This is a genomic window from Candidatus Babela massiliensis (assembly GCF_000513475.1).
GTDB classification, from domain to species: domain Bacteria; phylum Babelota; class Babeliae; order Babelales; family Babelaceae; genus Babela; species Babela massiliensis.
The window spans coordinates 769,165-793,774 of the sequence record NC_023003.1 but is presented as its reverse complement, the minus strand read 5'-3'; the positions used below and the strand labels follow the sequence as shown (position 1 = coordinate 793,774).

25 protein-coding genes are annotated in these 24,610 nt (G+C 25.7%); 9 read left to right on the top strand and 16 right to left on the bottom strand.

Annotated elements, in window-relative coordinates; translation table 11 throughout:
- The first annotated feature begins 212 nt into the window (after positions 1–212).
- From BABL1_RS03635 to BABL1_RS03625, 3 genes are all read left to right on the top strand, one after another.
- Positions 213–449, top strand: a complete 237-nt coding sequence (locus tag BABL1_RS03635) for a type II toxin-antitoxin system HicA family toxin (protein WP_023792534.1) — start codon at positions 213–215, stop codon at positions 447–449.
- Positions 439–813, top strand: a complete 375-nt coding sequence (locus BABL1_RS03630; RefSeq protein ID WP_023792531.1) for a type II toxin-antitoxin system HicB family antitoxin — start codon at positions 439–441, stop codon at positions 811–813. Before BABL1_RS03635 ends, BABL1_RS03630 begins: the two co-directional genes overlap by 11 nt.
- A 66-nt stretch (positions 814–879) precedes the next feature.
- Positions 880–1,116, top strand: a complete 237-nt coding sequence (locus tag BABL1_RS03625) for an NUDIX domain-containing protein (RefSeq protein WP_023792528.1) — start codon at positions 880–882, stop codon at positions 1,114–1,116.
- Between the two features lie 8 nt (positions 1,117–1,124).
- Here BABL1_RS03625 and BABL1_RS03620 read toward each other — a convergent pair whose 3' ends face one another.
- Positions 1,125–1,460: a helix-turn-helix domain-containing transcriptional regulator gene (locus BABL1_RS03620; RefSeq protein ID WP_023792525.1), complete on the bottom strand. Its 336-nt coding sequence runs from the start codon at positions 1,458–1,460 to the stop codon at positions 1,125–1,127.
- A gap of 280 nt (positions 1,461–1,740) precedes the next feature.
- Between BABL1_RS03620 and BABL1_RS03615 the strand changes: the two genes are divergently transcribed.
- Positions 1,741–3,120: an ankyrin repeat domain-containing protein gene (locus BABL1_RS03615; RefSeq protein WP_023792524.1), complete on the top strand. Its 1,380-nt coding sequence runs from the start codon at positions 1,741–1,743 to the stop codon at positions 3,118–3,120.
- A 639-nt stretch (positions 3,121–3,759) separates the two neighbouring features.
- On the opposite strand, the gene BABL1_RS03610 is transcribed toward BABL1_RS03615, so the two are convergent.
- The 5 genes from BABL1_RS03610 to BABL1_RS03590 all read right to left on the bottom strand — a co-directional run bounded on the left by BABL1_RS03610 (position 3,760) and on the right by BABL1_RS03590 (position 6,541).
- The gene (locus BABL1_RS03610; protein WP_023792522.1) at positions 3,760–3,957 is read right to left on the bottom strand and encodes a DUF6496 domain-containing protein; all 198 of its coding nucleotides are present in this window, start codon (positions 3,955–3,957) and stop codon (positions 3,760–3,762) included.
- Between the two features lie 108 nt (positions 3,958–4,065).
- Positions 4,066–4,500, bottom strand: a complete 435-nt coding sequence (locus BABL1_RS03605) for an FkbM family methyltransferase (RefSeq protein ID WP_023792520.1) — start codon at positions 4,498–4,500, stop codon at positions 4,066–4,068.
- A gap of 11 nt (positions 4,501–4,511) precedes the next feature.
- The gene (locus tag BABL1_RS03600; RefSeq protein WP_023792518.1) at positions 4,512–4,889 is read right to left on the bottom strand and encodes a hypothetical protein; all 378 of its coding nucleotides are present in this window, start codon (positions 4,887–4,889) and stop codon (positions 4,512–4,514) included.
- A gap of 199 nt (positions 4,890–5,088) precedes the next feature.
- Entirely contained in the window at positions 5,089–5,859 is a 771-nt protein-coding gene (locus tag BABL1_RS03595; protein WP_023792515.1) for a site-2 protease family protein, read from the bottom strand.
- A gap of 133 nt (positions 5,860–5,992) precedes the next feature.
- Positions 5,993–6,541, bottom strand: a complete 549-nt coding sequence (locus BABL1_RS03590) for a type 1 glutamine amidotransferase domain-containing protein (RefSeq protein WP_023792513.1) — start codon at positions 6,539–6,541, stop codon at positions 5,993–5,995.
- A gap of 151 nt (positions 6,542–6,692) precedes the next feature.
- Here BABL1_RS03590 and BABL1_RS03585 point away from each other — a divergent pair, with 151 nt between their 5' ends.
- Entirely contained in the window at positions 6,693–7,430 is a 738-nt protein-coding gene (locus BABL1_RS03585) for a pseudouridine synthase (RefSeq protein WP_023792511.1), read from the top strand.
- Here BABL1_RS03585 and BABL1_RS03580 read toward each other — a convergent pair.
- Positions 7,414–7,836 (bottom strand): hypothetical protein, encoded by a 423-nt coding sequence (locus BABL1_RS03580; RefSeq protein WP_023792509.1) that lies wholly within the window; start codon positions 7,834–7,836, stop codon positions 7,414–7,416. The two genes, BABL1_RS03585 and BABL1_RS03580, sit on opposite strands and share 17 nt — an antisense overlap.
- A gap of 192 nt (positions 7,837–8,028) precedes the next feature.
- Here BABL1_RS03580 and BABL1_RS05265 point away from each other — a divergent pair, with 192 nt between their 5' ends.
- From BABL1_RS05265 to BABL1_RS03560, 4 genes are all read left to right on the top strand, one after another.
- Positions 8,029–9,933: an ankyrin repeat domain-containing protein gene (locus BABL1_RS05265; protein WP_023792507.1), complete on the top strand. Its 1,905-nt coding sequence runs from the start codon at positions 8,029–8,031 to the stop codon at positions 9,931–9,933.
- Between the two features lie 252 nt (positions 9,934–10,185).
- Complete coding sequence (locus BABL1_RS03570) at positions 10,186–12,759, top strand: ATP-dependent Clp protease ATP-binding subunit (protein WP_023792506.1); 2,574 nt, start codon at positions 10,186–10,188, stop codon at positions 12,757–12,759.
- Between the two features lie 167 nt (positions 12,760–12,926).
- Positions 12,927–13,466, top strand: coding sequence for a hypothetical protein (locus tag BABL1_RS03565; RefSeq protein WP_023792504.1), 540 nt, complete (start codon positions 12,927–12,929; stop codon positions 13,464–13,466).
- 89 nt (positions 13,467–13,555) lie between these two features.
- On the top strand, positions 13,556–14,101 hold the full coding sequence (locus tag BABL1_RS03560; RefSeq protein ID WP_023792502.1) for a hypothetical protein: 546 nt from the start codon (positions 13,556–13,558) through the stop codon (positions 14,099–14,101).
- A gap of 26 nt (positions 14,102–14,127) precedes the next feature.
- Here BABL1_RS03560 and BABL1_RS03555 read toward each other — a convergent pair whose 3' ends face one another.
- From BABL1_RS03555 to BABL1_RS03515, 9 genes are all read right to left on the bottom strand, one after another.
- A complete protein-coding gene (locus BABL1_RS03555) occupies positions 14,128–16,629 on the bottom strand; it encodes an AAA family ATPase (RefSeq protein ID WP_171814734.1) in 2,502 nt (833 codons plus the stop codon).
- A 309-nt stretch (positions 16,630–16,938) separates the two neighbouring features.
- Positions 16,939–18,138, bottom strand: coding sequence for a hypothetical protein (locus BABL1_RS03550; protein ID WP_023792498.1), 1,200 nt, complete (start codon positions 18,136–18,138; stop codon positions 16,939–16,941).
- A gap of 35 nt (positions 18,139–18,173) precedes the next feature.
- Positions 18,174–18,929, bottom strand: a complete 756-nt coding sequence (locus BABL1_RS03545; protein ID WP_023792497.1) for a hypothetical protein — start codon at positions 18,927–18,929, stop codon at positions 18,174–18,176.
- 80 nt (positions 18,930–19,009) lie between these two features.
- Positions 19,010–19,684, bottom strand: coding sequence for a hypothetical protein (locus BABL1_RS03540; RefSeq protein WP_044601177.1), 675 nt, complete (start codon positions 19,682–19,684; stop codon positions 19,010–19,012).
- 141 nt (positions 19,685–19,825) lie between these two features.
- Positions 19,826–20,512, bottom strand: a complete 687-nt coding sequence (locus tag BABL1_RS03535) for a hypothetical protein (RefSeq protein ID WP_023792492.1) — start codon at positions 20,510–20,512, stop codon at positions 19,826–19,828.
- A 23-nt stretch (positions 20,513–20,535) separates the two neighbouring features.
- Positions 20,536–21,369, bottom strand: a complete 834-nt coding sequence (locus tag BABL1_RS03530; protein ID WP_023792490.1) for a hypothetical protein — start codon at positions 21,367–21,369, stop codon at positions 20,536–20,538.
- Positions 21,370–21,484: 115 nt separating this feature from the next.
- Positions 21,485–22,489, bottom strand: coding sequence for a hypothetical protein (locus BABL1_RS03525; RefSeq protein ID WP_023792487.1), 1,005 nt, complete (start codon positions 22,487–22,489; stop codon positions 21,485–21,487).
- Positions 22,490–22,514: 25 nt separating this feature from the next.
- Complete coding sequence (locus tag BABL1_RS03520; RefSeq protein WP_023792485.1) at positions 22,515–23,567, bottom strand: DnaJ domain-containing protein; 1,053 nt, start codon at positions 23,565–23,567, stop codon at positions 22,515–22,517.
- A gap of 24 nt (positions 23,568–23,591) precedes the next feature.
- Positions 23,592–24,596 (bottom strand): hypothetical protein, encoded by a 1,005-nt coding sequence (locus BABL1_RS03515; protein WP_023792483.1) that lies wholly within the window; start codon positions 24,594–24,596, stop codon positions 23,592–23,594.
- Between the last annotated feature and the right edge of the window lie 14 nt (positions 24,597–24,610).

The window sequence follows — 24,610 nt, the reverse complement described above, 5'->3', positions numbered from 1 at the left end:
TAATAAAGAAATCTTAAATTCTAATACATTCATAACTTTTTGATATACTGCTAAAGAAGAAATAAATCGATAGGGTATCTAAATTGTGACATTTCTTCATAAGCGAGATAAAAGACCTTAATTCTAAATACATTTCATATTTTGAAACATAATTGATTGATTATTGCAATTTTGATATCATATATGATATAATTAAGACTAATAAGGTAAATATGAGTATATTGGAAAAATTAATAAGCAAGGTTTTTTCAGACAGTCCTATTAGCTATAATGAGGCTGAAAAATTGTTAATAACTTTAGGATTCAGTTTAAGAATTAAAGGCTCTCATCATATTTTTATAAAACCTCATTATCTAAGAGCTGTTTCAATAAAAAAGAGAAAAGAGCTTTTGGCATATCAAATTAAAGATTTAAGACAAGTATTATTGGATCATGGTTATGAAAAATAAAGATTTAAAATATTACATGAACTTACCTTGGACATATTCATTAGAAACTGATGAGGATCCAGAAGGTAATAGAATATATATTATTAGCGTAAATGAACTTCCTGACTTAAAAAGTGATGCTTCAACTATTTCTGAAGCTATGGATAATATAAAAGAGGCAATGGAGGCTGCATTTGAACTTTACATGGACTTAGGTCAAGAAATACCTGAGCCTATAAATGAGAATGATTTTAAGGGCAATATAGCCTATAGGACTTCAAGCAAAAGACATTATCTTTTAGCTAAAGAAGCACGCAAACGCAAGTTATCTTTAAGCAGTTTGCTTGATATATCTGTAGATAGCATTTTAGGAAATAATAAATAATGTAAGCTAAATTGTTACTTAAATATTAAGATATTCCTAAATAGTTGGAATATTTAAGGAAATAATATGAACAATATAAAAATTGGATGTGAAGTTTTTCTACGTAATGGTAAGTTTATCTTACTTGGTAAAAGAAAAAATTGTTATGGAGCTGAAACTTGGGCATTACCTGGAGGTCATTTAGAACACGGTGAAACATTAGATAAATGTGCTCGTCGAGAATTAAAAGAAGAGTTAGGTATTGAAGTACCAACATTATTATTAAAGACCATAGTTAATAATATTGATGAGCTTGGTATATAAATAAAATATTATTTAGTAAATAAAACTGCACTATGAAGCACTTTTGCTATTGTTTTAATAGTAGGATTACCCTTTAATGCACGGTATAAAGTTGAACGGTGCATACCTGCGTTCTTAGCTACTTGAGATTTATTTAATAAATCGATAAATATATTAATAACTTCCAGTACATCCTCTGGGTCATTATTCATTAGGCATTCAGCTATAGCTTTACCAAGAAATCCTTCTTGTAAAACTATTTCCCCAACTTCATAAGGTTCAAACTTTATATCAGGCTTCCCTTCATACGTTGAGATCTTTTCTGACGATGTCTTTTGCCTTTTTAATATCATTGTTTTGTCCATTTTTGCTGCCTCCTATAAGGAATATAATATTTAGCTCGGCAATATAAGTGTAATATACTCTTCTCTAATTTATCCAAATCATTAATATATTGTACATTATAATGAACAGATCAATCAATAATTTATTTAGATAAGGTTCTAAAATAATTCGCATGTTGAATTTTGATTTATATAATCTTAATTATAGATAAATTATTTTAATTGACAAAAATCTTATTTGAATATAAATTATTACAGTAATCCCTGATAAAATTATCTATATAAACTTAAGTTAAAAAATATGAAAAATAAATTTTTAGTTATATTACTGATAAGTATTTATGCTAATATAATTTCTATGGAAGAACCAGAAGGATGGCATAAAAGAAAAAGAAAAGATGGCAAAGAATTAACAATTAAAAAACTACGATTAGAAGAGACTTATTTTTCATACCTGCCTAATGAAATAAAATCAAAAATTATAGAAATATTTTTATTTGATTCTATTAAGAACAACAACATATTAGATCCTCTGAAAGATATTGAAAATATTATAGATAATATTAGAGCTCTTAAAAACTTTGAATTTTTTAGTAAAGAAGAACTTTTAACACTTACTAAAAAGTTAGCCAAATCAATATTTTGTCCTCAAGAAAGTATTTTAGCTAAAGAAGAATTAGACCATGAGCTTTCTGATATTATAAAAAAAACTTGGAAGCTTAATATTCTTGATAAAGAAATTGAACAAAAGATAGCTAGACTTATCATAGCAGGAGCTAATCCCAATTTATATGTTAATATTAGAGGCCAAGATAAACCTTTATTAATCATAGCTTCAGAAAATAAAATCTTTTTTAACTTAATTAAATTAATGATTTTGTATGGAGCTAATATTAATTGCGTAGATAATAATGCTGAAACATTATTAGAAAACATAATGATAGTTTCCATAGATAGTGCAGCAGAATTAGTAAAATTTATGCTAAATTACAATCCTATACTTAACATAAATAGTAGCAATACGGTATTAAATACAGCTATTAGTGAGAATTATTTGAATGTAGAATTTGTTCTTATGACTGATCCTAATTCACCATATACAAAAATTGGAGTAGCTAAAGATTCAGAGTTAACCCGATTGGAAAACTTAACTAAAGGTGAGCTAAATAATGAATTTAAAAACATGGTTGATTCTTGGCATTCTGAATATCTTGATGCAGTTAAACTAAGTAAAATATTTTCTTTTATCATACAAAGAGTAAATCTTAATATTAATGTATCTTTTAAAGGTAGACAAATTCCCTTATTAATTAGAATTTCAGAAATCAAAAATGCTTATTGGGTTTTGGATACTATGATATCTTCTAAAACCGATGTTAATTGCACAGACGAAGATGGCACTACTGCTTTAATGAACATTTTAGTTTTACAAGATAATTGGGTTTGTAAAGAATTAGTAAAAAAATTGATTTACTATGGTGCAAATGTTAATGCTAAAAATAGACTAGGTATAACACCTCTTATGTTAGCAACTGAACGTGGTGATTGCCGTATAATAAGAATGCTTTTAGAAGCCGGAGCTGATATAGATGCTCAAAATGTTTTTGGCAAAACAGCCTTAAATTTGGCTAATGAAGAGAATCATAAAATGATAGATAGATTATTTGATGAATATAGATAATACAGAAGATATCTTTCAAGGAAATCCCCTGTATTATTTAATTTAAAAATTGTTTCATGGTTTAACTTTCAACAGCTAAATTTTCTACTTATTAGTTACTAGCTTAAATGATGACTTTTGATTAGAAAAATAAGAATATTATATTGCTATAAGTTTATACATCATATACTATTATTGAACACGAATTTAATCCAAACAATGCGAATAAATAAGAAACAAATAAAGTATAAAGTTCAATAACTTAAAATTCTAATGGCAAAACAGTTTTTTATTTTGTTATTTAAAAGGCATATTATAAGCCTACATGATCTGGAAACAACTAAATATACTTTGCTACAAGAACATTACTAAATCGATTAATATATTATTTCTCCATCACACTTAAATATTAGAACTAGACTCTATTTTCAATTAATAAGTTTTAAGATAATAGTTTTTATTATAGCAATATTTACTAAGTGATAGTTTTGCTTAATTTTAAGATTATGCAATTTTATGATAAAGTGAGGACTCTACTAAATCTTTTATACTCAGATAAGTTAATTAATAAGTACTTTTTATTTATTAATTAACTTATCTGATATGTTTTTTATTGTATAATGCAAAAGTATCTCTTATTCAAAGCACGAATTGGTTATATTAACTTTTTTTTGGAACTTTCAGACCCTTTTCACGAGCTTTTGAAAGTCCTATTGCAATAGCTTGTTTTTCACTTTTGACTGGTTTTAATTTAGGACCACTATGCGCTGTTCCCTGTTCAAATTCATGCATTTCTTTACGTACTTCTTCTTGAGCACCTTTACTATATTTCCTTTTAGTTACAGTTTTCTTAATCATTACAACCCCTTTTTTTACTATTATATAATTTTTAAAATTAAAAATTCAATATTCTGATAATTTAAAGCAAAAATCTCTAATAGGGCTTGAACTTTAACAATAAAAAAACTATTCAGATAACCAGTAGTTTAAATTATATCCTTGCCATGGAAAACAATTTATCATATTATCAGTATCATTCAAAGGCACATTTAACTGTTGTTTTGAATTAATATAATTGTTATTTATATAAGTAACTTCGATAACATTAGGAAACAGTTTACTATTTACTGATAAAAGATTACTGCAATTATTACCATGGACATGAAATACTGAAAATATATTATTTATTTTTTTTAAGACTCTCTTAAAGATCAAAATATCGTTTATTTTTTCAAAGCCATGAAATTCAACAATTAAAACAGCTACATTCGTTAGTAATATTTCATTTAAATTGTCTAATATGTCCCATTCCGCTCCTTCTATATCTATCTTTAGCAATAGTTGTTTATCATTATCTTTATTTTCATTCAAATGATTATAAAAGGTATTTAGAGGATCCATTTTTTCTGAAGCTAATCCTTCTTTTTTAAAAAAATATTTGCTTTAATCATTTCAGGATAATCAGTTGTATGATCATAAATATAAGTAATAATATTATCATTAAGTTTATTTAAATCTAATTCAAAAGAAATATCTGCACCTGCTCCATATGTATAACATCTTTGTATCATATAAGAAATCTCGTGAGGTACAATATAACCTCCGTCATTTTTTTTACCTATTCTTATCTTATCATAATTATTAATATTATAAGGAGCTAACAATACAAAAATTTGATCGAAATCGGGAATAAAACCTAAATTAATAATTGGCAATGTATAATTAGAAGAATAAATATTAAACATCATAAAAATATTACACATTAGAATAATGCTAATTTTTTTTTTCATTTGATCATCCTATAGTTAAACTAGAATTTTAAACAACTATAACGATGATGATACTAGTATATACTTACGGAAAAAATCTATAAATTTTTAATTAAGATAAGTTTAAGCTATGTTATTTCTATAAAATCATTTAAATAAATTTTTATAATTTTAATAAATCTTAATGAAAATCACATACTTAAAGATTTATAATATATGGTTAGAATTTTTTACGTATTCTTTGAAAATCTTTTCTAAAGAGTAATACCGTAAAAATAATAAGAATAACCAGAAAAACATAATATATTAAATTAGATATATTTTCAGATATAGAAAGGCCAAAAAGCTTTTGCAAAGTTAAAGTAAATATTTGCCCACCATCAAAAAACGGCACTGGTAATAAATTAAAAAAAGCTATATTAAAGCTAACCAAAGAAATAAAATATAAAAATGCATCAAAACTTATATCAAAACTAGATCCTATCAAATTCATTATACCTAAAGGGCCAATAAAAGATTTGTCTTTTTGCTCTTTTAATATCTTACGCACTTCTTTTGGAGTCGCTTTATATAAAAAATATTTAAATCCTGATAGATTATGTTCTTGATTATCTAAATCTAAGCTATCATTATTCTTATAATGTTTAGATTTTGTATAAAGATAAAAAAGTATACTTAATGAAAGCAAAATATTAAATAGTATACCAGCCAACATTATTAACACTTCTTTTAAATATGGTAATTTTTCAAGGTCTTTAGTATTAATTGATACATATCCCCCCAAGGGAATAGCTCCTATTTGAAATTTAGTATTACCTATTTGGCGCGAAAATATTGCAGGATCAAATCCTACTGAAAATATTGGAGTTCTTACGTTAAACAGTTTGGCAAATATAAAGTGACCAAATTCATGCACCAGGATTATAAAAGTTAATCCAACAATTCCAACAATAATATGTTTAATGTTTTTAGTATATTTAGGATTTTCCAACTCTAATTTCCTACACTAATATAAAATTATAAAAATATTTAATAATATTCATATTAATATTATATTAATAGCAGTTAGAAAAAATCAAGTAAAAAATTAAAGCAAATATATAAGTATTTGCTTTAATGTAAAATTATTTAAGTTTTTCAGAAAACAGTTTTATCATTTCTTTGTTAAAAGCAGGTATATCATCAGGTTTTCTGCTAGTTACCAGTTTACCATCAACTATAACTTCTTTATCTACCCAATTAGCACCGGCATTTCTTAAATCAATAGAAAGAGATGGCCATGATGTTATAGTTTTACCCTTAACCAATTGAGCATTAATTAAAGTCCAAGGACCATGACAAATGGCTGCTATTGGTTTTCCTGAATCACCAAACTCTTTAATAAATTTTATTGCCTTATCATATAAACGTAGCTTGTCTGGATTCATAACTCCACCTGGAAGCAAAAGTGCATCATAATCATCAACCTTTGCATCATCTAAATCTACATCTTTTGATATTTCTTTACCCCAATTATCTATCTTCCAGCCTTTAACTTTACTTGTCTCAGGCGAGATTATGGTAGTTTTAGCGCCTTCATCTTCTAAAGCCTTTTTAGGATCAAAAAGCTCACTTTCCTCAAATCCATTTGCAACTAAGATAGCAACTTTTAGACCTTTTAATTCATTTGCCATATTTAAATCCCTTTATATGCAATGTAAAAACTCTCAAAAAGATATTAATTCATCAAAAAATAATTAATCAACAGTTTTACTTTTTAACTAAAAATAAACCAATTTAAAATATTTGTTGTAATTTTATTGATTTTTTAGTAAAATATTAATTATGAATAATTTTGAAAATAAAATACAGCTTAATAAATATTTGGCTCAAGCTGGCCTCTGTTCACGAAGAAAAGCAGAGGAATTAATCAAATCAGGCCAGATAATCGTAAATGATAATATAGTAAAAGAATGTTACTTTAGAGTAGCCGATTTTGATATTGTAAAGTACAAGAATAATATAATAGGATGTGAAAATAAGAAATATATCTTATTAAACAAGCCAAGAAATTATATTACTACTCTTTCTGATGAAAAAAATCGTAAGACAGTACTCGATTTAATCAAACCCCATATAAAAGAACGAGTCTTTCCTGTAGGGCGTCTTGATAGAGCAAGCACTGGCCTTCTATTACTAACTAATGATGGACATTTATCTCAAATGCTCGCTCATCCCTCATATAATATACAAAAAACATATATTGTTACTCTTGACAGGCCTTTAGATCAAAAAGATTTAAATAGATTGCTTGTGGGTATACACTTATTTGACGGTTTTGTTAAACCAGATTATGTTAATTATATTGGACAAAAGAGTATAATAAAAGTTATTATTCACAGTGGAAAAAATCGAATCATAAGAAGAATGTTTGAGGCTTTATTCTATAAAGTTATGCAACTTGATCGTATTAGTTATGCTTTTTTAACTAAAAAAAATATTGCGCAAGGCCAATGGCGCCTCTTAAGTGAACAAGAAGTTAATAATCTAAAACAACTTAAAAAGATTAATTCTTGTTGTTAATCTTATTATTTAATAACTTTTGTAACTCTTCAAGAGTGTAAGTATCTTTAGTATGATCTTTTGATATAGAGGCTTTTATAATATTATATAAATCTTCTATTGTGGCTATTAGATCTTGATATTCTTCTATATCAATAATTGCAGATTTTTTATTACCTTGATCATCATTAAGAAAATTTACTTTAAATTCTGGTATTTGGAACTTTATATTAAGATCCATAAATCTCTGAAGATTATGAGCGCTTTGTAGTCTATTTTCTAAAATTGAAACTTTTACAAAGTGTTGTAAATCTTTTAATATTTCCATTAGATCTTGATATTTTTCAATATCCAAAACAACAGACTTTTTATCTCCTTGATTATCTGTAATAAATTTCTCTTGAAGATCACTAATCTTTAATTTCATAATAATATTCCCCTATATAAAATATTATAAATTCCTATAAGATGAATAACAAATTTTCATACTCAAAATCAACAATATTCGTTTTATTTCAATTTAACATTTTTAGACTTTGACAAATATAAGCATTTATTATATATTTTAATATAATAATATCTTAATTGTATTTTATGTATAAAATAAAAAGGTTACAAAATGAAACACAAAATTAAATTGCTAATCATGTTATTATCAATAAACATGTTTACACCAATAGTCTCTATGAAACGAGATAGAGAAGAAATCAAAGAAGAAAGTAATAAGAAAATAAAGTTAGAACAAAGTGATCAAGAAAACCTAGCAACTCTTGAACAACTACCTGCTGAATTAATTGAAAATATTTTAATCTCCAGAATGGAAGATATCATTAAAAACAGCAACATATTGCAATGGGTTGATCAAGTTTATAAATTTATCAGAGAAATATCTTTGATAAATCATAATTTTCGAAATATCATTAATAACATAATAGAAAATAAACTGGATAAAAAGATTGCAAAAGAAATTTTTGCTCCAGAAATAAAGATAAATGACCCTGCTTTATTGAACTATAAATTGCAGACAATATTAGAAGGTCCATACAGCGAAGAAGCTGAAAAGGAAGCTGCTAAACTTATAATAGGTGGAGCTAATCCTAATTTACTTCTTAATGTTATTATCGCTAATAAACAACAAATGGCGCCAATTTTAACATGGATAGTAATAAATAATAAATTTACAAATTTAATTAATTTATTAGTTAAATATCAATCAAATATAAATATAGAAACAGTTCAAAATCCGCTATTATGGGCTTGCTATAAGAATAACCTAAATATAGCTAAAAGTTTGGTTAAAAATGGTGCTATTATCGATGCAGCAACCTTATTCGCTGCATTAAGCTCAGGTAATGAAAACTTATTTAAGTTCCTAATTGCAAATATATCAGAGTTTAATCCTCAAATTATTAGTTATGCCTTACATTATTTTATTCTAAAATATAATTCAATAGCGAACTCTATTAAAATTAATATAACAAATATGGTTAAGAATTCAGGAGCCACAGATGGGCAAATCAATATTAATTTTGTACAAAGATTAATAGAAAATTTATCTCAAGAAACCTTAGACAATACACTAGAATTACTTGTAGAGCGAGCTGATCTTTCTATCAAAGATAAGCAAGGCCTTACTCCATTAGCAGTTGCTATATTATCTAAAAATTTACCAATATCATCCAGACTGATAAAAGATAAAAGAAGAGCAAATTATATTAATACCCTATCAGATGATTACAACAATAGTCCACTAATTTTAGCCTCTAGGGTAGGGTTTAAAGATATTATACAAATGCTTATTAATAATGGTGCTATTATCAATCAACAAAATAATGAAAAGCAGACGGCTTTAATAGCTGCTGTACGATCTAATAATATAGATATTTTAGAAACACTTATCAACAATGGTGCTAATATTAATCTTCAAGATAATTTAGGATTTACCGCTTTAATATATGCTGCTAAAGCAGGCAATATAGATATGGTAAAAATTCTTTTACGAAATGGCGCTAATCCCAATATTACAAACTATAATATAACAACTGCTTTAATGTATGCGGCTAAAAATGGGCATAAAGAAATAGTTCAAATATTATTGAAAGCAAAGGTTAATGTTAATGTTATAAATAGTTATGGAGTAACTGCTTTAATAAGCGCAGCTATAAATCCTCATGAAGAAATAATTCAAATGTTAATTAATAATGGTGCTAATGTCAACATTCAAGACCATAATGGTTTTACTCTTTTAATGTATGCCATCGATAAAAATCATGAAAACATAATAGATCAAATTCTTAAAAATAGGCATATTAATATAGATATTCAAACCAATAAGGGCAATACAGCTTTAATAATAGCAGTCAATAATGGAAATACAAAAATTGTAGAAAAATTACTCTTGGCTAATGCTGATATTAATATCAAAAACAAAGAAAATAAAAGTGCTAAAGATATAGCACAAGAAAAAGATTATCAAGAAATAGTTAGACTAATCAATATAAGAGAATCAGCAAATCAATCATAAAACATAAAATATAAGTAAAAAGAATGAGATTTCAAGAATTGCAATCTCATTCTTTTTACTTAAAAATATCTATTTACTTAATAAAATAAATAACATAAATTTTTTACATTATAGCTAAAGCTAATCAATTCTGTATTTTTATTATTCTTATTCGATATAATCAACCAAAGTTTACTTATAAAAAACAAATTAATATAATAATATTGTAAACTTAGATTTATATTAGTTTTTTATTACTAAGGAGTCTAATGTATGAATTTAGAAAATCTTACCGTTTCATCTCAGGAACTGATTAATAATAGTATAAAAATAGCACAAGAAAGACATAATCCAACTCTAATGCCATTGCATGCTCTTGCTGCTTCTATTGATAACGATTTTTGTAAATCTTTTTTTAATCTGCTTAATATTAATATAAATAATTTAAGAGATTTAATTGAAGGGGAATTAAATAAACTACCAGTCGTTCAAGGAGGAAAATTATCAAGTGATTATACCTTTGAAAAATTTTTAAATGAGGTTCAACAAGAGGCTCAAAAATTAGGCGATAAATATGTAAGTCTAGAACATTTTCTACTAGGATTTTCTCAAACTGAAAATTTACCAGAAGATATAAAAAAATTTCTAAAAACCAGCGGTTTTTCAAAAAATGCATTACTTGAACAAATGAAAGTTAAACGCAAAGGCAAAACGGTGACAGATAAAAATCCTGAAGGACAATATGATATTTTAGATAGATACTGTCAAAATTTAACTAATGCAGCCAAACAGGGCCGTTTAGATCCAGTTATTGGTCGACATGAAGAAATAAGACGAGTTATACAAATACTTTCAAGAAGAACTAAAAATAATCCAGTTTTAATAGGAGAGCCTGGAGTAGGTAAAACTGCAATAGTTGAAGGAATTGCTCAAAGGATAATTAATAATGATGTTCCTGAAAGCTTAAGAAATAATCTTATATACTCTCTAGATATGGGTCTTTTAATTGCAGGAGCCAAATATCAAGGAGAATTTGAAGAAAGGTTAAAAGGAGTTTTAAAAGCAATAGAAGAAAGTGAAACTCCAATAATCTTATTTATAGATGAATTACATACTTTAGTAGGAGCAGGCTCTGCAGGAGGTAGTGCCATGGATGCATCTAATTTATTAAAGCCAGCTTTAGCACGAGGAGAACTACATTGTATTGGAGCAACTACTATAAAAGAATATAAAAAGTATATTGAAAAAGATGCCGCACTTGAACGTAGGTTTCAACCGGTTATAGTAAAAGAGCCAACTATTGAAGATGCTATATCTATACTCAGAGGGTTAAAAGAAAAATATGAACTTCATCATGGAATAAGAATTAAAGATCAAGCTCTTGTTGATTCAGTTTTATTAGCAGCAAAGCATATATCTGATAGATTTTTACCAGATAAAGCAATAGACTTAATCGATGAAGCAGCTGCACGTGTTAGAATGTCTATTGATTCCCAGCCTGAAGAAATCGATAAATTAGAACGCAAAATTAGACAACTAGAGATTGAAAAAGTTGCTCTTTTAAAAGAGCAAAATCTAGAACAGAATAATTATTCAAAAAAAAGATTAGAAGATCTAGAAACAGAACTATCAGAACTTAAAGAAAAATATCAAACTTTAATTAATCAATGGAAAACCGAAAAGGCTCCTATTGAAAATATAAATAAAATAAAAGAAAAAATAGAACAAGCTCAACAGAGATTTGCTCAAGCAGAGCGTGAAGGCAATTATGCCAAAGCTTCTGAAATTAAATATGGTCTTCTAGTACAACTTAATAAAGATCTAGAAAGAGAACAAGAAAAGTTCAAAAATCTAAAAACTCATATGATAAAAGAAGAAGTTGACGAACGAGATATTGCAAAAGTACTTTCAAGATGGACCGGAATACCTGCTGAAAAACTACAAACTTCTGATACTGAAAAACTAATTAATATGCCCGAAATACTTAAAGAACGAGTGGTTGGTCAAGATGAAGCTATAGAAGCAATAAGTAATGCAATAATGCTTCACAGAACTGGGCTTGTAGATCCTAATAGACCGATTGGTTCTTTTTTATTTCTTGGTCCTACAGGTGTTGGAAAAACCGAAGTTGCCAAAACTCTTGCAGCATTTTTATTTGATGATCCCAAAAAGCTTGTAAGAATAGATATGTCAGAATATATGGAAAAACATGCAGTTGCAAGATTGATAGGAGCTCCTCCAGGTTATGTTGGATATGAAGAAGGTGGGCAATTAACAGAAGTAGTTCGAAGAAGTCCCTATAGTGTTATACTATTTGATGAAATAGAAAAAGCACATCCAGATGTTTTTAATATATTTTTACAAATACTTGATGAAGGACACTTGACCGACAGTCATGGACGCACTGTATCATTTAAAAATACTATAATTATTATGACCTCAAATTTAGGATCTCATATAATACTTGAATCACCCGAATTGAATGATAAAGTTAAAAATGAAGTAGAAAAACTTTTATTTAAGCACTTTAGACCAGAATTTTTAAACAGAATAGACTCCATAATTTTCTTTAGACAGTTATCACAAAATGATGTAGAAAATATAGCACGAATTCAAATTAAACAACTTGAAAGAAGATTACAAGAACAAAATATTAAATTAACTGTAGATCAAGATGTAATTAACAAAATTAAAGAATTTGGTTATGAAAAAGAATTAGGCGCTCGTCCGCTAAAAAGGGCTATTCAAAGCTATATTAGCATACCTATAAGCAGATTTTTATTAACTCATCCAAATACTAAAGAGCTAAAATTAACAGTCAAAAATGATGCAATAGAAGTTCAATAAAAGTTTAAGAGCTAGATTATTAAATGAATCTAGCTCTTTCTCAATAATCTTGTCTGAGCTTTATGTCCTAAATTTTAAAAACCATAAATATATAGCATATGACAAAACTAAAATAAATATGTAATATTATTATAATAAGTTTATTATAAGATCATAAGGGACATATCATGAAAAAAATACTATATAATATAATGCTCATAATTTTATTAACACCAAGCCTTCAATTTAATGCTTACAACGTTTCAGAAAGTATAAATATTATAGAAGCAATAAAAAATAGTGATATAAATTTATTAGAAAAAACTTTAGATAATATTGAATTAAAAGAAGACGATAAGATCGCTTTATTAACTATGGCAAATTCTATCTCACAAGAGCTTCAAATAAAAATGGCTATTGATTTTATTAAAGAAAATAACAAACCTCTTCCCAGTAAACCTTATGATCTCATAAGCACAGGCATTATACTAGCTACGCCCTTAGCCTTAATTTATACAGCAACCAAAACCTTTGTAAGTAAAAATAATTTGGATAAATATTTAAATATAATATTATCAGCAGGTATCATAACAGGAACAGTTTTGTCATTAAAAAAACTCAAATCAATATCAAAGGAAAAAAACGAAGAAATATTAAAAGAGTATAATACAGTTCAACAAAAATTTATAGATTCTTTAAAAATTATTAGTATATTGAATGCAAAGTAAAAATAATAAAAAGTACTTTGTCATAAAAATAAAATAAAGCCGCAATATATTAATAATAAGTTTATTTTGCCAATGAAAAGATTAATAATATGAAAAGAATAGCCCTTTTGCTTATGCTAGTATTTCAAATACTAAAAACCCCAAATTTTAATGCTTGTAATAACTCTGATATAGATAAAATTAAACATGCAATTAAAGATAGTAGACCTAAATTGCTAGAGAAAGCCCTACATAATATTAAGTTAAAAGAACAGGATAAAGAAAATTTATTATTTTTAGCATTTTCTATTGCTAAGACTAGAGAAAATAGAATGAATATTGAACTGATTAAGCCTAAACCAAAACCTATTCCAACGGATAGCGCTATATATGATCTAATGAAATTAAGTATTATTATTACTACTCCGATAACTAGTCTTTTATTATGTACTAAATTTTTTTCTATGACTTTTGATTGGGACGAATCTATAGAAAAACCATTAGCCATAGCAACTATAGTAGGAGCAGTTTTGTTATATAAGAAACTAGACTTAATAGCCAGAAAAAAAGATCAAGAATTTTTTCAACATTACAGAACTACTCAACAAGAGTATATAGATTCTATAGATATTATAGCAATATTACAATCAAACTAACACAAAACAATATAATAGTTTTAAAATTATGTTTCTTTCTTGCTTTCATCTTTTGAGATATTTTGGCAATTTATACAACCTAGATTCAGACCTTCTTTTGGTATAATTTTATCAAAATATTTTTTAGAAGCATATTTACTATTCTCTTTAATTTCTTCACATACTCCATCTATAACTGCTTGCCCTATTTTTGAATCGGAAATATAGATAAAAACATCTTTGACAAGATTGATTTCGTCAGAATCTTTACAATATTGAACTACATAAGAAGCCCAACTTCTAGAGTGAAACTTCTTATCTAATTTTTTTCTCGTCTCTATTTCTTGTGATTGTATATACCAATAAGTATATAAATTATCTAGAAAATTTTTAGCATAATCATTATAAAGAAAGAAGCGAGCAACTTTTCGATGAAAAATACCATTATAGTATGCATATCTTGCAATAGTCCTTACGGGTCTATTTTTTATATCAAGACTTTTCCACCAGACATAGTTATCAGAAAGTTTTTGATCATTTTTTCTACCTTCTATTAACACATTTGCAGCACGGCTTATAAATTCTTTTATATCATAACAAGAAAAACCTTCTGCCATTGTAGATAGATCTTCTTGATCTACATCTCTTACATAAATATTATTAAGTTTTTCAACATCAATTCCCTCTTTCAATCTCATAACTTCACGTACTTTATTAATATAAATGTTAAGATTATGACCTATAATTTCAAAGCGTTTATTATAATCTGGATTATCAAGATTTATGATATTTGTATCAAATAAACCTTTAAAATTTATATTTTCTGGATATTGATCATAGTTAATATGAGAACTAATTATAAACAAAACTTTATTAGACCTTTTATACTTTGTTAGTTTTTTAAAAATAAAATTAATAATTAGCTTTCTTGAAGACTTATTATCAACTTTATAAAGAAGTTCATCTAACAAATGGATAAAACATATAGCAGGCAATTTAGTTCTAATTTTATTAAGAAACTGATCAAGATTTTTAAAATTTATATCATTGCTATCTTTATCAATGTTAGCCTCTTCTTTATCATATAAACAAATAAGATTATAACCTTCAACTATAATAAATGGCAAGGAAGTTAATTTAGCAATAGAATAAGCTAAACTAAATTTACCAGTTTTGGCAGGCCCATATATAAATAAACTTTTATCAAAACCAATACCATTTTTTAAATTATCAATAAGTGCCTCTAATCTAATCCGATCAAATCCTTCATTATTATACTTATTAAGCAATAACTCTATGGGAAGAAAATCATAATTATTAATATTAAACGTATCGGCTGATTCAGATTCAGATGAATCTGCTGAACTTTCTTCATCTTGATATGTATCGGATTCTAAATTTTGAGTACAATTTGAATGTTTAAGTTCATAATCATCTCCTGCTAATAATTTAATTAAAGTATTAGCATTTTTATATGATTTATAATTGCATCCTAAAGAATCAGCAAAAATAAATTTAAGAGATTCATTAATATCTTTTGTAACAACACATGAAATCCAATGGACTGAATTGTAAATCAAAAATATTGCAGCTCCTGAAAAATTCTTATCCTGAAATTTTCTTTGAATATTAATCAACCGTTCTTCTCCAGAAGTTTGATCAAATAATTGCTTAAGATCTCTCTCAAGACATAAAATTTCAATTTGATCAAGATTAGAATCTCCACTTTCTAACTGAATAAGGGACTCTATTTCTTGACTTGATAGCCAATGACCTGCTTGCAAAAGAGAACAATTTTGTTCTTCTTTATAAAATCTGGCAAAATTTTTACCAACATTGGAAGACCAATTGATAATGTAAAATTCATCTTTATCTAAATTTTTAATCTGACCGTCGGCGATAACTTCAAAACTTAAATCAGTTAAATCGATAAAATATTTCTCAACATTAGAAAGTCTTTTATTAACTTTATTATATTTTTTAGATAAATACTGAGATTTAAGCACATCTTTAATATCTTCTTTTTTAATATTATAAATAGCAGAATTTTCTTCTAAATGCATTAAACGATTAGCAAGTTCATTAGATATGTTTACTATTAAATTACAAAATTCTCTTCTTGCTTTTTCAAGATCATTTAAGCCATGACTCAATGGTATTAATTTTATCCAATTATTCCTTAAATTAAGTTTATAAGAATTATCACTTGCATAAGATATTAATTCTATGTTTTTCAAATTTTTAAATAAATAATCGGTAATATAATACTTTGCCAATAATTGAATCCTTTGCAAAATAATATATTTAATCCAGGTGGAATCTAGAGAACCAAAAAGATTATTTCTATCAACATTAGATTCAAGAAAGTCTTTAAAAGAAGGATCTTTCAAAGACTTAGCAATCGTTAGACCATTGTAAAGAGCATGGTAACCGCATGAACTTTCGTCTTCTTGTTGCAGAACTTTATATTGGCATATTTTTGATTGAAAAGAGCAAGTTTCTTGTTGCACTCTCATAGAAAGGATACTAAAATTTACGCATATAAACATAAAAAATATATTTCTATATACTATATTTAGCTTTGAATTATGTAATAACATCCGATCACTCTTTAAAGTAAAATAATAATAACTACATTGTAATAAAAATTTAAATGTTCTATAGAAAAAATCAAAGGGTGATAATAGATAAAGAATTTTGGTAAATAAAATTCCTTCAACAATACTTATTTAAATCTACAATTCAAAGATATAGGTAATATTTTAAGAACAAATATAACGCCTGAACGCATTAATAAAAGCAAACCAATTTTTATCTAGAATAGTACAATACGTTTTTCCTACTTGATATTATAAAAATTATTTAGTTTTTTGATCAAAAGATTTCAAATCTTTAAAGTATTTCAGAAAATCACCTTCTTCAGATTTATATAAATCATTCTTACGCATAATTTCAGAAACATTAGCTATAGCTCTCAATAGTTCTAGTAAGTAAACTGAATTATTATCTTTTGTTCTTACAATTCTTTGCAAATTGAAAGTATTTAATAAGCTATCTTGATCATAAAGAATCCTTGAACCAATAAATACCATATACGGTACAAGCTTATTACCAGCATACCATAAATATTGTTTTAATCGAGTTGATGAGAGATCTCGATTAGTTTCTTTATTATATTTGGCTATTTTATTAGCTTTCTTTAAATTATGGTACTCTTTCATTAGAAATTTTAAATTGTAGATATTTGTAACAACGTTGATAAATCTTGAACTTATAACACTTTTTTCAAATGCCGATAAAGATTTTTTATCAAAACACAAAAATATATTTCTATAAAGTTCTTTATAAAAAATATCTTTAGTATCTAATAAAGATAAGAAATGACATAATCCGTAAAATACTCCTGCCCTATATACTTTTGACTTATCTTTACTACCTAATGCACTAATTTTATATAATTCACTTATAGAGCTTAAGATATCTGACTTTAAAAAATTTATAGGTAAGTTACTAAAAATTACCTTAGAATCACATTTTATTAACTTTAAAAAATCAGCCGACTCTTTAATCTCATTTAAGTTTTCCTTTAAAAACTTATCAAGAAGCTCATAATAATTATTAGATGAAAGATCTCGTATAGGTTGAATTTCTTCTAACTTTTTACTTAACCCATTTATCTTAAAAAATATTTCTTGATCTAAATTATTACCCTTACCTCCATTATTTTTCATATTTTTCAGATAAGCATCTATCTTTCTTATTACAAGATACTCATCAAATTTATTTGGAGATTTCGTCATATTATCATAAGCTTGTTTAATAATATTTAATAATTCAGGTCGACGATTATAAGCAAACGAATTATAATAAGTTTTTCGTATTTGATAACCCATTTCGATATCCTGCATCCTATTAATATTTAATATTTTCCAAGGATGTATAGCTGCTACTATTTTAAGAATATTTCCGCTCTTATTTTCTAGATTGAATGTGCCATTTATTGAAACAAAATATAAATTTATTGCAAATAAATTTAAGATAAGTATAAGTTTTTTCATAATATTTTATAAATTAGTTTAAGTATAGTTTATTATTAAAATTGTTTAATATTTTTAAGCTCACTCTTTTTATAATTCAAAGAATTGCCTAATTCGGTCCGTGTTCTAAAGAATCCTCTTAATGCTTCAGAGGCACCTGATAGAGCTTTTAAAACCTCAAAAACTTGAAGTGGCCGGCCTTGATTATTTTTAAATTTCGTAGTAAAAAGATCGATTAAATCTACGTCATCATAAAATTTTCTAACCAAAAAATATCCTACATAAGGAGCTAACTTGTTTAAGCCTAACCAAATAAATTGATTACGTTTTATAGAGCTAAGATCTCGCTTAATTTCTTTATTATATTGAGCTATTTGAGCAGCATTCTTACTAATCTTATACTCTTTATATCCTAAATAGAATGAAGACAAAGCAGGTATAACCCAATCGACAGCTTGCGATCCTAAAACTAGCCTATTTACTCCAAAATTTCTAGTTCCCTCTTGACAAGCAATATGTAAAAGTAGCTTAACATAACCAGGAGAAAACACAGCTCCTCCTAAATTAAAAGCCACTCCTAATCCAGATTGGGCCTTTATATTTTTTATACTCTTACTTCCCAAAATCTTAATTTTATTTATTTCATAATTCAATGTTAATAAATCAGAAGCAATCAAATGACCAAATAATAAATAACATTTATTTCTATAATTTTGTGTCTCTTGATCAGAAAGATAATTACTTAAAATACAATTATTAAAGTTTAAATAAAAAATTAAACCTAAAAAAATGAATTTAATTTTTTTCAACATAATGTCCCCACTTATTTATAAAAGAATATAATTCAAAATTATTAAAAATCCATTCAATATCCCTATTAAATTTTAATAAATTACTTTAAATTAACATATTTATTATAATCACCAATGATTGCTTGTTGAACCTTTTGCTTTCTAATTATTTCAGAAATAGTAGATAAAGCTTTTAAAGCCTCAAAACCTGTTAATGCATTTTTTTCTATATTAGATGCACTATTAGATAAATAACCAGAACCTTTAACACCAATATAACTTATGTAAGGCAATATTTTATTTAAACTCAACCATATATATTGATATAATTTAGTAGTATTAGATTCTATTTTTCTACTTTTATTACATTGAGCTATTTTATCAGCATCTTTAAATATTATATGATCTTTTTTCAAAGAACTAATTTCAGATAAAGAGCTCAATAAATCAACAGTACGTGAAAGGCGAACGATTTTATTTAAATGTTCTTCGTTATTATACTTGTTCAATTTATAATAAAATATAATTTTAGCAATGAAAGAAGTAGTACATGAATTCAAATCAAATAGTTTACTTATATCTGCTAAATTCCTTATTTCTTGAGGATTGAAATTTCCGATTATATTAATCTTATTAATCTCATGCCCTAAAGTTAATAAATCATAAATAATAGATTTTCCTAATAACATATATGAACTATTTAAATAATTTTCTCTCAACTTAGTATCACTATCAGTATTACCTAATAACATAAAATTGATAAAAGTAATTACCATTAAAATTTTTAACCTACATGCGTTAAGCATAATTTCCTTTATTTCTTAAAATGTTTATGGAATTTATAACAGTCAATTTCTGATTTATACCTAAAATATTTTCGCATCATTTCTGATAAATTAGATATAACACTTAAAACCTCAAATTTTTTTAGTTACATTAAAATTAATTCTATTAAATTCAGGATCTAATTTACTAAAATCGTATAGACCAGCATACGGCAAGACCTTATTTGAAAATAACCATAATTTTTGAATAAATTTAGTAATTCCCAAATTCCTATTATTATCATCATTATATTTGGCAATAGCTTTTGCATTTCTGGTAATTTGACCTTCATAATATAAAGAACGCCAAGCCATTAATGAAGGTAAATAATTAGCAAAACGAGACATTTGAACTAAATTATCTTTATTATTAATCATACTTTCATTTAACATAGCATGAACTAAAATTTTGGTAACAATGGAAATAGGTCCTGAAAGCAAATTATACTTTCTACTTGCCCTAGATACAGCTTTAATATCTTTTTTATTTCTACTTGAAAGCACGTCAATCTTATCAAGTTCATGCCATATAGTTACCAAATCGGTCAAAATAGATTTCCCAATTAAAAAGCAAAAAGCAGAATCCTCATCAAACTGGGCTAGTTCATATTTTTTTGCCAGTAACTTATCTAAAATTGAAGGTTCATCTATATTGCTTAGCCTCTTAATAAAACGTTCACATTCATTTAAAAATCTATCAAAGTTAAAACTCGATAAAATCCCAAAATTTAAACTTGAGATAAAAACAGTAAGAATTAACCATCGAGGTCTTTTTAACATTAATTTCCTTGATATAACATAAATTATTTTATTAAACTAGCTCGATATCTTTCATAATTTCCCATTTCAGCAGTATATCCATGCGATTTACGTATTGTTTCTGAAATATCAGAAGCTAACTTTAAGACTTCAAAACATTTTGCTAAATCCTTATAAGAAGCATTTTCCATATTAGAATTTAGCTTTTTTATCCCCAAAATAAATGCATATGGCAAAATCTTATTTATTCCAAACCAAGCTTTTTGCAAAAATTTAGTGCTACTTAAATCTCTTTTAGAAATCCGATTGTACCCTGCTATAACTTTTGCATTTCTTTCAATATAGCCATCTAAATAAAGATTTTTCCAAGCAGCAAGAGAGGGCAAATAATTAAGAAACCGTACAATTTGAGAGTTCCGATCATCACCTAAATTTTTATTCAATACAGTATGAAAAAATGAATTTAAAGCAAGAGAAATAGGACCATAAAATATATTATATTTTTTATTAGCCTTTGAAATAGCCTTTATATCTTTTTTATTTGTACTACCAAGAACATTAATTTTATCAAGTTCTTGCCAAACAGTTACTAAATCAGTCAAAAAAGATTTAACATATAAAACCTCAAAAGTATCTTGCGCTTCTCCATTTAAAAAATTATGCCATTTATCTAAAATAATATTAGACTCAGCATTAAGTTCTAAATTGGGTTTCAACGGTGATCGGCTTGATGGCCTATAATATGTATAATCAGGAAGAGGAGCACTTGGAGTGTATTCTGAAGTATAATCATCGTCTGAACTATATCCCTTCATTGACAAAATATCATTTGAACAAAACCAAATAAGTCCTAAAACTAAACCATATTTTTTTAACATAGAATCCCCTTAATATTTAAAATTTTTATTAATTATTTAATTTAACTTAAAGTAGTTAAAATTATTACTCTATACTTTAAAATCTATTAGTAACATTATATTAATAATATACACTTTAAATTTTATTTAAATCTTGAAACATTTTTTTCATATCTTTATTAGCTTTATAGGATTTATAATTTCCTAATTCTATTTCATATCTACACTTTTTTCGTAATAATTCCGAAATATGTGATATAGCTTTTGAAATTTCAAAAACATTGAATGATTTTTCTTTTAATTTCTCATAATTTCTTACAGCACCCAATAAAGTTACATTTTCATTAATCATTCTACTTGCTATCAAACTTGCATAGGGAAATAATTTATTAATAGCAAGCCAAACATATTGAGTAAATCTTTCTTTTTTAAAATCTTTCTTTAAGTATTTATTGTTCTTAGCAATCCAATGAGAATTTCTTATAATTTCAAAATCTTTATTTAAGAATTTAAAACTAGCTAAGTTTGGTAATAAACTTAAACCTCTTACAAACTTAATTATATTACTTTGAGCAGGAAATATCTCTTCATGAAAAACAATGTTGTGAAATTTAACGATAGAAAAAATCGGAGAATAAGTATGGATTAAACAATCAATTTTAGCAGCCTTGTATATTGCTTCTGAATCAGCACTTCCTAGAACTCTAATTTTATTGATCTCTTTTATTGAGTTTAATATATCCCATAAAAAGTTCATCCTTACTATATATAAAGCATACCACTTACTAGATTCTAAGTATTCGATTAATGCATCTTTAGCATTGTTAATATGTTTATACAGTTCATTAATTTTATCCCTTTCTGATTCACTTTTATCTTTATTTCTATCAGAATGATACTTAAATAATAAAGGCCGCGCTAACTGCTCTATATCTGATCTAGAAAAATCAAAAATATTAGTGTTATTTATGCCTAGTATTCTCCATGGCGCTTTTTTTACTAATTGTCTTAACTCTTCATCTGTTAAAGCTTCATTTAAATAAGAAGAAAATATATCAATTGAATCTTGTTCCATTGAATATATAAATTGATTCAATGAAAAAACTAACAAAATAACAATAAAATACTTACTTTTAGACATAAAGTTCCTTGTAATTAAAATTAATTTATTTATTAACGTCAAAATTAAACTTCTTATAATCACCATATTCAATTATATATCTGTACAACTTTCTTAAAATTTCAGAAACATGAGCCATCCCTTTTACCACTTCAAATCTTTCATAAGAACTTAATGTTAATTTTTTCGTATTCTTAAATGTATCAATAAAACCAACATTTTCATTATTTTTCCTTGATAAAGCAAAAGCCATGTAGGGAGCTATTTTATTAAATAATAACCAACTATATTGAACAAATTTTGTCTTTGATAAATTTCTACCTGTTTCTTTATTATATTTAGATATTCTTTCTGCTTCTTTTGAAATTTCTCTATCTTTTTTAAGAAAATATATATCAACAAATGGATAAATTAAACTCATAGCTCTAGCATATTGAACATATATATTTTGAGTAGGCATATTATTTATATAATCCAAAAATATATTTATCTTTGCTTTAATAAACATGGGAGAAGATGAATGTAAAATACCATCTACATTAGCAGCATTTAATATACTTTTTTCATTAAAACTACCTAAAACTCTAATCTTATTTATTTCGTTTAAAACATTAAAAGAATCCCAAATAATATTAACATGAATATTAAAAAGTAAATCCTGATTATATATTTTTTGATCTTTATTTTTACTTTCACTTTGATATTGTTTTTGATTCTTTCTAACATCTTCTCTTAAAATATCAAAGTTTGGTGCACTTTTAGCAGATTCCTCTGGAATAAATTTTTTTTCAGTACCTGTTAATCTTTCATAAGCATTTTGCACTGCTTTAAATATGTCATTAGCTTTAGTCTCAGAATTTTTATCAGGATGATAAGCACGTACTAATTTTTGATAAGATTTTTTAATTATATTGGGTCTAGCTTGAGGAGAAATACCTAATACTTCCCATGGTCGAAGTTCTGATATTTCATAAAACTTATCACTTGTTATATTGCCTGACAAATATCTAGAAATTAAAGTAGGTCCACTAGTTTTCATTGCAAGCATATTATTTATCAAGAAGATAAAAGCTAATAAAAAGATATATTTATTTCTCATAATCATAACCTATATTAAAACTAATTATCCATTAGCTTTATAATTTTCATAACATCCTATTTCAACTTTATATCTATAATGCTTACGCACTATTTCTGAAATCTGTGATAAAAGCTCTATTATTCTAAAAGTTTCAATAGGTTTTAATTTTAAGTTTTTTGAGTTAATCAAAACACTTAAAATACTAATATTTTCATTAATTTTTCTTGAAAAAATAAACCCCAAGTATGGTGCTAATTTATTAACAGTAAGCCAAACATACTGTATAAATTTAACTTTGGTAAAATTTCTTGTCTCTCTCTTATTATATTCAATTAAATTATCTATATTTTTTAAGATTTCATAATCTTTTTTCATAAATTTAAGATTATATATAATATAAAAAAAACTAAAAAATTGAGCTTTGTTTAAGTAATAATTTTCTGTACTAATAATTTTATTTTGTTGTATACAAAATATAGTCTTTACTAAATTAAAAATATTAGAATAAATATTAACCTTTCTATCAAATAAAATTGCATCTTTTATTTTTTGATCATCTATACCACCCAAAATCTTAATTCTGTTAATTTCGTTTATAATAGTTAGAATGTCACACAATAAACTAACGTTAATTATGAAAATATTATGATCTATTTTTGATACTTTTCTCTTTGTATACTGCCTTTTTAAATGTTGATGATGATTAACATTATCTTGCATGTGCTCATAATTTTTTTGATATTTTATTAGTTCTTCATAAGCATTGCTAATTTCCTGACAAATATAAGCATCGCTGTTGAGTCTACGAAATTCAGGAGAATATTCTTTATATAGCTTAAGATATATCTTTCGAATTTTTTCAAAAGGTACGTACTTAACAATAGCTAAAAAATTCCATTTATTATCTAGTATTTTTTCATTTAGTTTCTGGCTTGTTATTTTGTTTGATAAATAATCCGAAATTATTTGGCCATGATCCATTGAAAATATGTTATTTACCAAAAATAAAAAAATTATCAAAATAATAAACTTACTTTTTATAATCATTTTTAACCTTTATT